Origin of the sequence: Postechiella marina (assembly GCF_039538365.1) — a bacterium.
In the GTDB taxonomy this organism is placed as follows: domain Bacteria; phylum Bacteroidota; class Bacteroidia; order Flavobacteriales; family Flavobacteriaceae; genus Postechiella; species Postechiella marina.
On sequence record NZ_BAABCA010000002.1, the window covers coordinates 156,545 to 171,514 of the forward strand.

Genomic DNA, 14,970 nt, shown 5'->3' on the forward strand with positions numbered 1-14,970 from the left:
AAGGTATTTATTAAATTAGTTTCGAATTCATCAACAAAATTAATCAACTAATCTCTTTATGCGAAAAATTTTAATCATTGGTTCAGGAAAATCGACCGCTTACCTATTAAAATATTTACTAGACAAAGCTCTTGAAGAAAATTTATTTATAATAGTTGGAGATATAAACATTAAAAATGCTCTAAAACTTATAAATAACAATAAAAGTGCACAAGCAATTGTATTAAATGTTTTTGAAAAAAACTCCAGACAAAAGGCCATAAAAAATGTAGACATTGTTATATCTATGCTACCTGCAAGCATGCATATAGAAGTAGCAAAAGACTGCATTTTGTACAATAAACACATGGTAACAGCATCGTATGTAAGTCCAGAAATGCAAGCTTTAAACCAAAAAGCAAAAGCTAAAAAACTTATTTTAATGAACGAGATTGGTGTAGACCCAGGTATAGACCACATGAGCGCTATGCAGGTACTAGACCAAATAAGAGACCAAGGTGGAGAAATTATTTTATTCGAATCTTTTACAGGTGGTTTAGTAGCGCCAGAAAGCGATAATAATTTATGGAACTATAAATTTACATGGAACCCCAGAAATGTTGTAGTTGCGGGGCAAGGTGGCACAGCAAAGTTTTTACAAGAAGGCACATATAAATACATACCATATCACCGTTTATTTAGGCGTACCGAGTTTTTAGAAGTCGACGGATTTGGCAAATTCGAGGCCTATGCCAATAGAGATTCTTTAAAATACCAAAACATTTACGGACTAGAAAAAGCTAAAACACTATACCGTGGTACTATTAGACGCATAGGTTTTAGTCGTGCCTGGAATATTTTTGTAACCCTTGGCATGACCGACGATAGTTACACTATAGACAACAGCAAAAACATGAGCTATCGCGATTTTGTAAATGCCTTTTTGCCCTACAGCCCTACAGATTCGGTAGAGTTAAAACTACGCCATGCCCTAAAAATAGATCAAGACGATATGGTTTGGAACAAACTTGAAGAGCTCGATATTTTTAACCCCAACAAAAAAATAAATCTAGAAAAAGCTACACCAGCACAAATACTCGAAAAAATACTTTTAGACAGCTGGACGCTTTCTCCTAACGACAAAGACATGCTCGTTATGTACCATAAAATTGGCTATACACTAAATAAAAAATCGTACCAAATAGATGCCACTATGGTAACACTAGGCGAAAACCAAACCTATACCGCCATGGCAAAAACCGTAGGTTTACCTGTAGCTATGGCAACTTTAGCCATTTTAAATAAAAAAATAACCACACCAGGCGTTCAAATCCCTATTACCAAAGAGGTTTACCAACCCATATTAAAAGAGCTTAAAAACTTTGGTATAGTATTTAACGAAAAACACGTGCCTTATTTAGGTTACAACCCTTTAAACATTTAAATTTTGGGCGTTACCCAAGGGTCGGGCTTTCGCTACTCAATCTTTTTGTAAAAAAAACAAAAAGGATTTTAAACAGGTCGCTCTATCCCTAACGCAAAACCGTTTCAATTTAAAAGCATTTTACTACATTTATGTTTCAATTTGCTACAAAAACCATGAGACAAAAAAACAAACCTATAACCATAGACGGTATTGACAAAAAAATTCTTAGAAAACTTATGGCCGATGCTCGTACACCAATTCTAGAAATTGGCAGACATGTAGGCATTTCTGGCGCAGCAATACATCAGCGTTTAAAAAAACTAGAAAAATCGGGGTTAATATCGGCATCAAGGTGTATTATAAACCCTCGAATTTTAGGTTATACAACCTTAGCATTTGTTGGCATTCATTTAGACAAATCTATGCGAAGCCCAGAAGCTGTTAAGCTTTTAAAACGTATACCCGAAATTATAGAGTGCCATTACACTACTGGTAATTTTAGCATTTTTACAAAAGTACTCTGCAAAAACAACGAGCATTTAATGCACCTATTAAACGACAGTATTCTATCTATATCTGGTGTTACTAGTACAGAAACCTTTATATCCTTAGACCAACAAATAGACAGGCAAATAAAAATATAGAGCACAAAAAAACCCAAACAAATGCTTGGGGTTTTTAATTTTATAACGCCTGCTTATACAAGTGTTTATTACATCTTCATTAACCAAGAACGTACATCTACATCTTGTTTAATAATATTTTTTAAATCGTCTATATTTACACGTTCCTGCTCCATAGAGTCTCTATGTCTTATAGTAACTGTGTTATCGTTTAAAGTATCATGATCTACTGTAATACAAAACGGTGTACCATTAGCATCTTGCCTTCTGTAACGTCTACCAACAGCATCTTTTTCGTCGTAAGTTACATTAAAATCCCATTTTAACTCGTCCACAATTTTACGAGCAACCTCGGGCAAACCATCTTTTTTAACTAAAGGTAAAACAGCTGCTTTTATTGGCGCTAAAACAGATGGTAATTTTAATACCGTTCTTGTAGTACCATTTTCTAAATCTTCCTCTTGTAACGAATTAGAGAAAACTGCTAAAAACATTCTATCTAAACCAATAGAAGTTTCTAGTACGTAAGGCACATAGTTTTTATTTTCTTCGTGATCAAAATATTGCAATTTCTTTCCAGAAAACTCTTCGTGAGCTTTTAAATCGAAATCGGTTCTTGAGTGTATACCTTCTAATTCTTTAAATCCGAAAGGAAATTTAAATTCAATATCGGCAGCAGCATCAGCATAATGTGCCAATTTTTCGTGATCGTGAAAACGATAATTATCTTCACCCATCCCTAAAGATAAGTGCCATTTCATTCTCGTTTCTTTCCAATGCTTGTACCACTCTTGCTGTGTACCTGGTTTTATAAAAAACTGCATTTCCATTTGTTCAAACTCACGCATTCTAAAAATAAATTGTCTTGCAACAATCTCGTTTCTAAAAGCCTTACCTGTTTGGGCAATTCCGAAAGGAATTTTCATTCTTCCCGTTTTCTGAACATTTAAAAAGTTTACAAAAATACCTTGGGCAGTTTCTGGGCGTAAATACAAATCCATTGCTGTATCTGCAGATGCTCCTAGCTTTGTACCAAACATTAAGTTAAACTGCTTAACATCTGTCCAGTTTTTACTTCCTGTTAATGGGTCTGCTATTTCAAGCTCTTCAATAAGCGCTTTAACATCGGCTAAATCTTCGTTTTCAAGAGATTTCCCCATTCTAGTAAGAATAGTATTTATCTTGTCTTGATAACCAACTACACGCCCATTTGTAGATACAAATTCTTCTTTATTAAAAGCGTCTCCAAAGCGTTTTGCTGCTTTTTTAACTTCCTTTTCTATTTTAGTTTCAATTTTAGCACAGTAGTCTTCAATTAAAACATCGGCTCTATAACGTTTTTTAGAATCTTTATTATCAATTAACGGATCGTTAAAAGCATCAACGTGTCCAGAAGCTTTCCATGTTGTTGGATGCATAAATATTGCAGCATCAATACCTACAATGTTTTCATTCATTTGCACCATGGCTTTCCACCAGTAGTCGCGTATGTTTTTCTTTAACTCTGCTCCGTTTTGTGCGTAGTCGTATACAGCACTTAAACCGTCATAAATCTCACTACTTTGAAACACGTATCCGTATTCCTTAGCATGCGAAATTACCTTCTTAAATTTATCATCTTGATTTGCCATGCTGCAAAAATAAAAAAGGGATTGAAACTAAAGGAGTTGTTTGTTAAAAATCGTATCAAGATTTAGCTTTTTTTTAATTAAGTTTACAAAAGCGCTTTTTATTAGGTTAAAATTCATGATTAAATCCTTAACCAATTTACTCTTTCCTAAAGTATGTTACGCTTGTCTTAACTTTTTAAACGACAACGAAGATACTATATGCACAAATTGCAGACACGACTTACCAGTAACCAATTTCCATTTTGATAATAACAAAGCCATAGAAAAAACACTTTATGGAAGAGCACAAATAGAAAATGGCACTGCTCTATTTCGTTTCGAGAAAAAAGGAATTGTACAACAACTTATTCATGGTTTAAAATATAAAGGCTACGAAAATGTAGGCTTTGTTTTAGGCAATTGGTTGGGAGCAGAATTAAAAGAGATTAGCGCATACAATAGTATAGATTGTGTTATTCCGGTACCGCTTCATCAAAATAAACTAAAAAAAAGAGGTTACAATCAAGTTACCAAGTTTGGGCAACAAATAGCAAAAGCTATTAATGCAAATTACATAGACAATGTGCTAATTAAGGTTACAAATAACAAATCGCAAACCTCAAAAAAAAGATTTGCTCGCTGGAATAATAATGAGTTATTCGAACTACAAAATCAAGAACAAATAGAACACAAACATATATTAATTGTGGACGATATTATTACCACTGGTGCTACTCTAGAAGCCTGTATTAATATTTTAAATCAAGCAAAAAACATAAAAATAAGTATTGCAACTATGGCTATTGCTTAACAATACTATTTATAGTTTATCGTTATCTCTTTAAAATTATGTAGGTTTGTGCAAAAGTTTTATAGGTAATGAATAAAACCCTTTCAAATTTTATTTTAGCAACGGTTATAGCGCTTGTTTTTATTAACTGCGCCAACAAAGGCACACCACAAGGTGGAGAAAAAGATATAGATCCTCCTGTTATTCTTAGCTCTACACCAGAAAATTACTCGACTAATTTTAAAGGTAACGAGATTAAAATTTATTTTGACGAATATGTTAAAATTAAAGACCTGAATAAACAATTAATTATTTCGCCACCAATGAAAACTCAACCAGAAATTACTCCGTTGAGCACTGCTAGCAAATACATTACTATAAAAATATACGATACACTACAACCAAACACAACATACGCCTTTAATTTTGGTAACAGCATACAGGATAATAACGAAGGCAATCCGTTTTCGTATTATAGATACGTACTTTCTACAGGAGATTATATAGATTCTCTTAATGTACAAGGGCAAGTTGTAGATGCTACAAAAAGACAACCAGACACTTTTGTATCTGTTATGCTATACGAAGTAGACTCTACCTATCACGATTCTATAGTTTATAAAGAAACCCCTAAATACATTACCAATACTTTAGATAGCCTTACCACCTTTTCTATAGAGAATGTTAAAGAGGGAAAATATAAACTTATTGCTTTAAAAGATGCTAATAACGATAATAAGTTTCAGCAAAAAACAGACAAGATTGGTTTTTATGAAGATTTTATAAATATACCAACCGACTCTACATACAAACTAAAATTATTTAGCGAAGACCTAGATTTTAAAGCCATTAGACCAAGACAATTTGTTGGTAATAAAATTGACTTCCCTTACGAAGGGGATTATAAAGACATGCGCATAACTTTAAAATCTGAAGTGCCAAACGAATTTGAATCTCGCATTACAAAAGACGAAAAAACAGATACGCTGTACTATTGGTACTTACCTAAAAAACTAGCATTAGACTCTTTAATTTTTAATGTTTCTAGTAAAACATTTGAAAAGGATTTTACAGTAAAAATTAAAGATAAAGAACGTGATTCTTTGCTAATAAACTCTGCTCCTTCTGGCAATATTGGCTACAAAGATCCTTTTTATATTTATGGTAGCGTACCTTTTAAATCTTTTAATAAATCTAAAATTACGATACTAGATCAAGACTCTTTAAAAGTTAATTTTAATACTGATTTTGATACCATTACCAATACTCTAGCATTAAATTTTGATAAAATAGAAAGTGGCTCCTACAACATTCAGGTATTACCAGAAGCCATAACCGATTTTTTTGGCAATAAGAACGATACGCTTAACTATGCTGTAAAAACACCCTCTAAAAATAGTTTTTCTAATGTGAGAGTTAACCTTAATAATGCGGTTTACCCTATAATTGTTCAGCTCACAAACGAAAAAGGAGAAGACGTTTTTTACGAACAATACCAAACAAAAAAAGGCCCTATAGATTTTTTAAATATAAAGCCTAATAAATATTTTTATAGAATAATATACGACACTAATGGCAACCAAAAGTATGATACAGGAAATTATTTAAAAAAGATACAACCCGAACATGCTAGTCATTTTGAAACTTCAGAAAGTTATAGAGCAGATTGGAGTTATCAAGAAACTTTTACGCTTATTAAAAGGTAAAAGAATCTCTATCGTTTAAAAACTTAAACTTATTGCGGTAAGCAGAAATGTGCCTTTTTTCTAAAGTAACAATTTCTATCTGTTCTGTGTTGGGCTTTATATTCGATATTTCTTCGCCTAAAACATCGTAAACTGAAGAATGTCCTGTATATAAACTATTAACACCATCTACACCTACTCGGTTTACGCCAATACAATACGCCATGTTTTCTATAGCTCGTGCTTTTAGCAAAGCATTCCATGCAGCAACTCTAGGCTTTGGCCAATTAGCCACATAAATTAAAACATCGTAATCTTCGGTGTTTCTTGACCAAACCGGAAAACGTAAATCGTAGCAAATTAAAGGGCAAATTTTCCACCCTTTAAAATTCACTACAATTTTATTTGTTCCTGCGGTATATACTTTTTGCTCGCCAACCAAAGTAAAAGTGTGGCGCTTATTATAATGTGTTACTTGTCCAGAAGGCTCTACAAAAAGTAAGCGATTATAAAACTTGTTTTCTTCTGCAATAACAAGACTTCCAACAATAGCTACATTTTTATATGCAGCCATTTGCTTCATCCACATAACAGTTTCTCCTGTCATACTTTCAGAAACTTTAGGTGCATTCATTGTAAAACCTGAAGAAAACATTTCTGGTAAAATAACAAGATCTACATCAGTATTAATTCCTTTTATTTTATGTGTAAAGTTTTCACGGTTTGATTTTGGGTTCTCCCAAACCAAATCGGCTTGAATTAATGCTACTTTAAGTTGTTCTTGCATCTTTGTTTTACAGCTTTCTTTTTGCCTTAGCAAGATTAGATTTAAGTTTATCTATTTTACTTAACCACTTTGTTTCGTCTTGGGGAGACAACTTACCTTTTTTCTTTAGTTTTTCGTATTTTTTTATAGCATCATCATGCTTTTTACCAGCTTTATTAAAATTAGATTGTAATTTTTCGCGTTTTTTAAGTTCTCTTTCTGCCTTTTTTTGTTTCTTTTCTGCCTTCTTAATATCGCTTTCTGTTTTTTTAGCCTTATCTTCTTCCTCTTTAATTTTCTTTAATTCAGCTTTTTTCTCATCAAAAGCAGCCATAATTTGCTCTTGCTTTTCTGCAGGTAATGTACTTGTAACATCTTCGCCATTCATTAAAATAGCTTTGCCTTTTACGGTATAAATACTTCCGCTTACATTAACTTCTTGTGCTGTGCCAACAAAACCAACTACTACAAATAATACTATAATCCAAAATTTCATATTCTTATATTTTATAAATGTTAAGTGCTTATTTAGACACAAAAAAACAAAAAAAGTAACTAGCAAAATACTTTTATTTTAAATTACTAAGTGTCTTAACAATTCGTGTCTTTAAATACTGCTAAAAAGGAATATTAATTTTTTTATAGCATATTGTCTAAACTATTTTTAACTATACAATTTTCATTTTCTTTAGTAAAAACGAAGCATTCATATTTTTACAAATACCTGTTTTTAACGTATAATCGAAATGCAGCTCGTCGTTTATAATTTCGGCATCAAAGTAATAGTTTTTTACTTGTTTTAACTCGTTTTCTATTTCGCATAAACTTAAATCGTGCGTAGCTATAATGCCAGTAGCATTTGATGCTACAAGTTTCTCGACAAACTTTTTAGAGCCAATTGCCTTATCGGTACTATTTGTACCTTTTAATATCTCATCTAGTATTATAAAGTAAGGTTCTTTCTGGATAGCATCTACAATATATTTTAAACGTGTTAGCTCTGAAAAGAAATACGAACTATCGTCTGTTAAAGAATCTGTGGTACGCATACTCGTAATTAGTTTTACTGGCGAGTATTTTGTTGCTTTGGCACAAATAGGCAAGCCAACATTAGCCATTACAATATGTAAAGAAACGGTTCTTAAAAAGGTGCTTTTTCCTGCCATGTTTGCACCAGTAACAATAAAAAACTGTTCGTTTTCTATTATTAAATCGCTATCTATACGTTTGTTTTTATCTAACATAGGATGCCCCAAACTTTCTGCATTAATAACAGTGCCTTTGGCTACAATTTCTGAAAACACAAAATCTGGATGATTATAAGTAAAATTACCCAAGGTGTTGTAAGCATCAAAAAAGGACACAACATCAAACCAATCGGCCACTTTATTTCCGTAGGTATTAATCCATTTTTCTACAGCATAAGCACTTTTAATATCAGACAAAAGAAGTCCGTTACCAAAAATAGCAGAGATTAAATTATTTCTATTATCTAAAGCATCCAAAGCTTTAGATAGCTCTGTAAAAACTGCAGACGCCTTCTTGTCTTCAGATTGAATTTTCTTTTGCTTTTCTAACAAAAACTCCGAAGTAAAATTTTCGTTCTCTATTCTATTTAAAAGTAGTGCATATTGGCGAAAAGTATCTTTTACTTTATCTGAGTTTTGAGATAAGTGATTAATTTTCTTTAAATACCCGCCCGTTATGCCCAAACCAAGCAACAGCCAATACCCAATAAATGCAGCATCAATAATTTTAAAAAGTATTAAGCCTACTAAAATTGCAGACATACCCGTAAAAGCCAAAGGCAACCAAGCTATTTTTTTAGATAAAAAAGCATTATAACCACCAAGCCATTTTATAATATGTTTTGCAGGAGTTTCTACATGTACCATGCTAGAAGTAGCAGTATACTCTTGTCTCCATTTAGGTTTAGAGCTTAATTCTTTTATGGCTTTTTGGCGCACTTCAATCCCGTTTACATTATTAGATTTTAAAATATTTGCTAAAAGCTCTGCTCCTTCTAATATGGTTGTTCTATTTATAAATTGAAAAAAAGAACCACGACCAAACAAATCGATATCTACACTATAAAAATGATTATTATCTTGAAATTGAGAACCATCATTTCTATCGTAATATATACCTTTAGATATTTCAATTTCATCTTTATTAATAGCTACAAGTGCTTTATTAAAATCTCTTTGGCGCTTAACATCTGTGTGTTTAGATAAAAGCTTAACAAAAACAATAACACCAACTACAGCTATAACAGCAGCTACTTGCCACATATAAAAAAACCAATATACAGCAAAAACAGTAACAACAAAAACCAACAAGCGGTATAAACTTAAAGCGGTTAATTTTTTATACAGCTTCTCAACTTCTAATTGATAGGTTTCTAAGTGTTTTTGGTAATATAAAAAAGGCGTATTCATTTTTAAATTTTAATTATCTTTTTACTTTCTAGACATAAAAGGCTAGAATAACATTTAGAGCAAAAGTATTATATGTAAAGAAATAAAAAAGCCCTGAAATACTTCAGAGCTTTTTTATTTTATATATTTTGTATTAATCTCGACCTCCAAATACTTGCATTGCCCAATACAGTAAAGATGCCAAGGCACCAATAGCAGCAACCAAATAAGTTCTTGCAGCCCATTTAAGTGCATCTTGAGAACCTGCGTATTCTTCTTGCGTTACCATATTTTTATTTTTTAACCAAGCCAATGCACGGTTACTAGCATCGTACTCTACAGGTAAAGTTACAAAACTAAACAAGGTTGCAAACCCCATCATTACCAATCCTGCAACAGCTATCCAATAGCCAAAACCTAAACCAGCAGCAGCACCTAACATAAGTCCGCCAATTACAACCCATTGCGACATGCCCGATGTTACACTAACAACAGGCACTAAGCTAGAACGCATTTGTAACCAACTATAAGCTTGAGCATGTTGTACAGCATGCCCACACTCGTGTGCTGCAACTGCTGCTGCTGCTGCATTTCTTTGGTTATAAACAGACTCGCTTAAATTAACGGTCTTATTTTTTGGGTTATAATGATCTGTTAATTGTCCTGGTGTAGAAATAACCTCAACATCTGTAATACCATGATCTGCCAACATTTTTTCGGCAATCTCTGCACCACTCATTCCGTTGCGCAAATGTATTTTAGAATACTTAGCAAATTTACGTTTTAACGTACTACTAACCAACCAACTTACTAGCGCAATTCCTCCTAATAATATATAATATCCTATCATGTTTTTTTATTTTCAATTTAAATACAAAATAAATATAACAATAATTACACCAATATTTTTACAAATACTGCATTATACACAAAATGTCATATCTATGTCTCTTATATTAGACATAGATATGACATTTTGAATTTTAACCTGTTTAAAAAACAAGTTTTCTATTATAATTTTACGCTTGTAGCTCTAAATCAAAAGCTTCAGCAATTTCTTTATAAACTATTTCTCCTTTTACAATATTAAGACCTTTTTCAAGCGCCTTGTTATTTGCACAAGCCTTTTCCCATCCTTCGTTAGCTAATTTAATAACATACGGTAATGTTACATTAGTTAAGCCCATTGTAGATGTATAAGGTACAGCGCCAGGCATATTTGCAACACTATAATGCACAACCTCGTCTATAATATAAGTAGGGTCTTGGTGCGTAGTTGGCTTAGTGGTTTCAAAACAACCACCTTGATCTACTGCCACATCTACCATAACAGTACCTGGACGCATATCTTTAAGCATGTCTCTAGTAATTAATTTTGGAGCCTTAGCACCTTTTAAAAGTACACCACCAATAATTAAATCTGAGTCTGTTATATGTTTTCTAATATTATATTCGCTAGAAAACTCACTAACAACGTTATTTGGCATTACATCACTTACGTGGCGTAACGCTTTCATGTTAATATCTAAAATATGAACGCTAGCACCTAAACCAGACGCCATACGTGCAGCTTGAAGACCTACTACACCAGCACCTAAAATTAAAACCTTAGCTGGAGGCACTCCAGGAATTCCTCCTAATAAAATACCACGTCCCATAATTGGTTTCTCTAGATATTTTGCACCTTGTTGTACCGACATTCTACCTGCAACCTCAGACATTGGAATTAATAATGGTAAAGAACCATCTGTATCTTCAACCGTTTCGTAAGCAATACAAATTGCTTTACTTTTAATCATAGCCATAGTTAATGGCTCGCTCGATGCGAAATGAAAATAAGTAAAAACGACTTGGTCTTCCTTAATTAAATCGTACTCTTGCTCTATAGGTTCTTTTACCTTAACAATCATATCCGAAGCAGCATAAACCTCTTCAATAGAATTAAGAATTTCAGCTCCTGCATCTTGATAATCTTCATCTAAAAAACCACTGTTAAAACCAGCATTTTTTTGCACATAAACCGTATGGTTTCTTTTTGTTAATTCAAAAACTCCAGAAGGTGTCATACCCACTCTGTTTTCGTTATTTTTTATTTCAATAGGAACTCCAATTTTCATATATAAAATAGTTTAAAAAGTAAAATTATGAAGCAAAATTAAAATAATTTTTTAAATATTATTACAAAAACATTGTTTTTGTTAACTTTTTTTCATCGAAAAACACAATTAAGTAACTAAAACATAATTCACATCGATTTAATAGGAAATAGCTAAAAGCTAAAAAAGGTAAAGAAACAACACTATTTTTTACCGTACTTAATCTTAAAATAAACCAACAAAAACGAAGAAACAATGGTAATACTGTTGGCAAAAATCATAGACGGACTATTTTTTAAAACACCATAAATTAACCATGCAAAAATACCAATAAAAAAAAGCAACAGCATAGGCAATGATAAACTAGAAACATCTTTGGTTTTCCATGTTTGATAAACTTGAGGTAAAAAGGCTGCAGTAGTTAAAAATGCAGCAACAAAACCTATAATTTCTATATAATTCATTGTTTTTACGAGAATAATAACCTTATGTGCGTTACCCAAGGGTCGGGCTTTCACTACTCAATCTTTTTGCAAAAAAGCAAAAAGGATTTCAAACATACCGTTCTATCCCTAACGCGAAAACAGTAACATTTAACAAATTGCTTTAACGTTAAAAAACACGACTACTTTAAATTACATCACATTTTTTAACGCTAAAACAACCCTTATTTACCCCACAATATTTACAATTTTACCAGGCACAACAATAACCTTTTTAGGTGTACGCCCTGCTAATTGTTCTTGTGTTTTTTCGTTTGCTAAAACAGCAGCTTCAATATCGTCTTTACTCATATCCATAGGTAATTCCATGGTAAAACGCATTTTTCCATTAAACGAAATAGGGTAATTCTTGCTACTTTCTACTAAATGGCTCGCTTCAAACTTAGGAAATTCAGCTGTAGAAATTGAACCCTCATGCCCTAACTGGTTCCATAATTCTTCCGAAATATGAGGTGCATACGGAGAAATTAAAATCAATAAAGGTTCTAAAACTTCTTTACTTGTACATTTTTGTGCTCCCAACTCATTAACAGCAATCATAAAAGTAGATACCGATGTATTAAACGAGAAATTCTCTATATCTTCCTGTACCTTTTTAATGGTTTTATGTAACGTTTTTAAATTGTCTTTTGTTGGTGCTGCATTAGTAACTTTAAGTCCGTTATCGTCTGCATATAATTTCCAAAGTTTTTTAAGGAACGAGTGTACACCTGTAATACCTGCAGTATTCCATGGTTTATATTGCTCTAATGGCCCCAAAAACATTTCGTATAAGCGAAGACTATCTGCACCGTAATCTTTTACAATATCATCTGGATTAACAACGTTGTATTTAGATTTGGACATTTTTTCTACATCTCTTCCTACTTTATAAACACCATTTTCTAAAATAAATTCTGCATCAGCATAATCTTCTCCAAATTCACTATCAGATTTTAAACCTTCAATATCTAATTCATCAGACGCATTAATATATTTTACTTTTACATGAATAGGTTGTACTTTTTTACCCTCTATTAACCCTAACGACAAATAAGTGTTTGTACCTTCTTTTCTATAAACAAAAGCACTAGTCCCCAATATCATCCCTTGGTTAATCAGTTTTTTGGCATACTCATCAACAGGAACTACGCCTTTATCAAATAAGAATTTTTGCCAAAAGCGAGAATACAATAAGTGCCCCGTAGCATGCTCGCTACCACCAATATATAAATCGACATCTTTCCAATAATCCATCGCTTCTTTTGAAGCTATCTCATTCTCATTTGTAGGATCCATATAACGGTTAAAGTAAAACGAACTTCCTGCCCATCCTGGCATCGTGTTTAACTCTAAAGGAAATATTGTAGAATCGTTTATTTTATCGTTAGAAACCACTTCGTTCTTCTCGGTATCCCAAGCCCAAACATTTGCGTTACCTAATGGCGGTTCGCCCGTTTCGGTTGGCAAATATTTTTCTACTTCTGGTAATTTAATTGGTAAGTGCGCAGCATCAATCATTTGAGGCATACCCTTTACATAATACACAGGAAAAGGCTCGCCCCAATAACGCTGGCGAGAAAATACAGCATCACGCAAACGGTAATTGGTTTTGCCTTTACCTTGCCCAATTTGCTCCAACTCGTAAATGGCACGTTTAGTCGCTTTTTTGTAATTCATCCCATTAAGGAAATCGCTATTACCTATAACGGTTTTATCTTTGTCTGAAAATGCAGATTCTGAAATATCTACGCCTTCAAAAATATTTATAATTGGGATGTTAAAATGCTTAGCAAAAGCATAGTCTCTCTCGTCTCCACAAGGCACAGACATTACTGCTCCTGTACCGTATCCTGCTAACACGTAATCGCCAATCCAGATTGGAATAGGCTCTTTTGTAAATGGGTGCTCTGCATAAGCGCCTGTAAACGCCCCGCTAATGGTTTTTACATCTGCCATTCTATCGCGCTCACTACGTTTTGCTGTTGCTAAAACATAAGCATCAACCTCTGCTTTTTGTTCTGGTGTTGTTAATTGCGATACTAATTCGTGCTCTGGAGCCAAAGTCATAAAACTAACACCAAAAATGGTATCTGGGCGCGTTGTAAACACTTCTATAACCGCATCGTTTTCTTTAACGTTAAATGAAACTGAAGCCCCAACAGATTTCCCTATCCAGTTACGCTGACTTTCTTTTAAAGAGTCTGTCCAATCTATAGTTTCTAAACCTTGCAGTAATCGCTCTGCATAAGCAGAAATACGCATACTCCATTGAGTCATTTTTTTACGAATAACAGGGTGACCACCTCGCTCTGAAACGCCATTTACTATTTCGTCGTTAGCCAAAACAGTACCTAATACTGGGCACCAGTTTACTTCGGTCTCGGCCAAATAGGTTAATCTGTATTGTAATAATATTTGTTGTTTTTCTTCAGATGTATAATCGTGCCATTCTTTAGCAGAAAACAATTCAACTGCATCATCGCAAACTGCATTTACTTTGGCATTTCCTTCTGTAGCAAAAATAACTTCTAATGTAGAAATATCTTCAGCTTTATTTTCATCATTATTAAACCAAGAATTAAATAATTGAATAAAAATCCATTGTGTCCACTTGTAATAACTAGCGTTAGATGTACGTACCTCTCGAGACCAATCGAAAGAAAAACCAATTTGATCTAACTGGCGACGGTATGTAGCAATATTGTCTTTAGTTGTAATGGCTGGATGCTGCCCTGTTTGTATTGCGTATTGCTCTGCTGGCAAACCAAAAGAATCGTAACCTTGAGGATGCAACACATTAAACCCTTGGTGACGTTTGTAACGCGCATAAATATCTGAAGCGATATAACCCAGCGGATGCCCAACGTGTAAACCTGCGCCAGAAGGATAAGGAAACATATCCAAAACATAATATTTTGGTTTTTCGCTATAATTTACAGCTTTAAACGTTTGGTTTTCTGCCCAATACTTTTGCCATCTGGCTTCAATTTGGTTAAAATCGTACTTCATTCTTTAATTTATATTTTGGTATTACTTTTTTACAAAAAGTAATTATTGCCTACATATTCAAGGCGCAAATTTACGTTTTATAAA

Annotated in this window: 12 protein-coding genes; 4 read left to right on the forward strand and 8 right to left on the reverse strand. The window is 33.2% G+C overall.

Annotation, left to right across the window (positions count from 1 at the left end):
- The first annotated feature begins 58 nt into the window (after positions 1–58).
- Both ABD715_RS04500 and ABD715_RS04505 read left to right on the forward strand, forming a co-directional pair.
- Positions 59–1,423, forward strand: coding sequence for a saccharopine dehydrogenase family protein (locus ABD715_RS04500; RefSeq protein ID WP_344786904.1), 1,365 nt, complete (start codon positions 59–61; stop codon positions 1,421–1,423).
- A 155-nt stretch (positions 1,424–1,578) separates the two neighbouring features.
- Positions 1,579–2,049, forward strand: coding sequence for an Lrp/AsnC family transcriptional regulator (locus ABD715_RS04505; protein ID WP_344786905.1), 471 nt, complete (start codon positions 1,579–1,581; stop codon positions 2,047–2,049).
- A 68-nt stretch (positions 2,050–2,117) separates the two neighbouring features.
- Here ABD715_RS04505 and ABD715_RS04510 read toward each other — a convergent pair whose 3' ends face one another.
- Positions 2,118–3,659, reverse strand: coding sequence for a glycine--tRNA ligase (locus tag ABD715_RS04510; RefSeq protein ID WP_344786906.1), 1,542 nt, complete (start codon positions 3,657–3,659; stop codon positions 2,118–2,120).
- A 115-nt stretch (positions 3,660–3,774) separates the two neighbouring features.
- Here ABD715_RS04510 and ABD715_RS04515 point away from each other — a divergent pair, with 115 nt between their 5' ends.
- Together ABD715_RS04515 and ABD715_RS04520 are read left to right on the forward strand one after the other, a co-directional pair.
- Complete coding sequence (locus ABD715_RS04515; RefSeq protein WP_344786907.1) at positions 3,775–4,449, forward strand: ComF family protein; 675 nt, start codon at positions 3,775–3,777, stop codon at positions 4,447–4,449.
- A gap of 68 nt (positions 4,450–4,517) precedes the next feature.
- A complete protein-coding gene (locus ABD715_RS04520; protein WP_344786908.1) occupies positions 4,518–6,134 on the forward strand; it encodes an Ig-like domain-containing domain in 1,617 nt (538 codons plus the stop codon).
- Here ABD715_RS04520 and ABD715_RS04525 read toward each other — a convergent pair.
- From ABD715_RS04525 to leuS, 7 genes are all read right to left on the reverse strand, one after another.
- Positions 6,124–6,900 (reverse strand): amidohydrolase, encoded by a 777-nt coding sequence (locus tag ABD715_RS04525; RefSeq protein WP_344786909.1) that lies wholly within the window; start codon positions 6,898–6,900, stop codon positions 6,124–6,126. The two genes, ABD715_RS04520 and ABD715_RS04525, sit on opposite strands and share 11 nt — an antisense overlap.
- A 7-nt stretch (positions 6,901–6,907) precedes the next feature.
- Positions 6,908–7,375: a hypothetical protein gene (locus ABD715_RS04530; RefSeq protein ID WP_344786910.1), complete on the reverse strand. Its 468-nt coding sequence runs from the start codon at positions 7,373–7,375 to the stop codon at positions 6,908–6,910.
- Positions 7,376–7,547: 172 nt separating this feature from the next.
- On the reverse strand, positions 7,548–9,317 hold the full coding sequence (locus ABD715_RS04535) for a MutS-related protein (protein ID WP_344786911.1): 1,770 nt from the start codon (positions 9,315–9,317) through the stop codon (positions 7,548–7,550).
- Between the two features lie 133 nt (positions 9,318–9,450).
- A complete protein-coding gene (locus tag ABD715_RS04540; RefSeq protein WP_344786912.1) occupies positions 9,451–10,146 on the reverse strand; it encodes a zinc metallopeptidase in 696 nt (231 codons plus the stop codon).
- A gap of 169 nt (positions 10,147–10,315) precedes the next feature.
- Positions 10,316–11,413 carry an alanine dehydrogenase gene (gene ald, locus ABD715_RS04545; protein WP_344786913.1) on the reverse strand — a complete coding sequence of 366 codons (1,098 nt, stop codon included), beginning with the start codon at positions 11,411–11,413 and terminating at the stop codon, positions 10,316–10,318.
- A gap of 182 nt (positions 11,414–11,595) precedes the next feature.
- Positions 11,596–11,856, reverse strand: a complete 261-nt coding sequence (locus ABD715_RS04550) for a SemiSWEET family sugar transporter (protein ID WP_344786914.1) — start codon at positions 11,854–11,856, stop codon at positions 11,596–11,598.
- Between the two features lie 207 nt (positions 11,857–12,063).
- On the reverse strand, positions 12,064–14,886 hold the full coding sequence (gene leuS / locus ABD715_RS04555; RefSeq protein WP_344786915.1) for a leucine--tRNA ligase: 2,823 nt from the start codon (positions 14,884–14,886) through the stop codon (positions 12,064–12,066).
- Positions 14,887–14,970 lie beyond the last annotated feature (84 nt).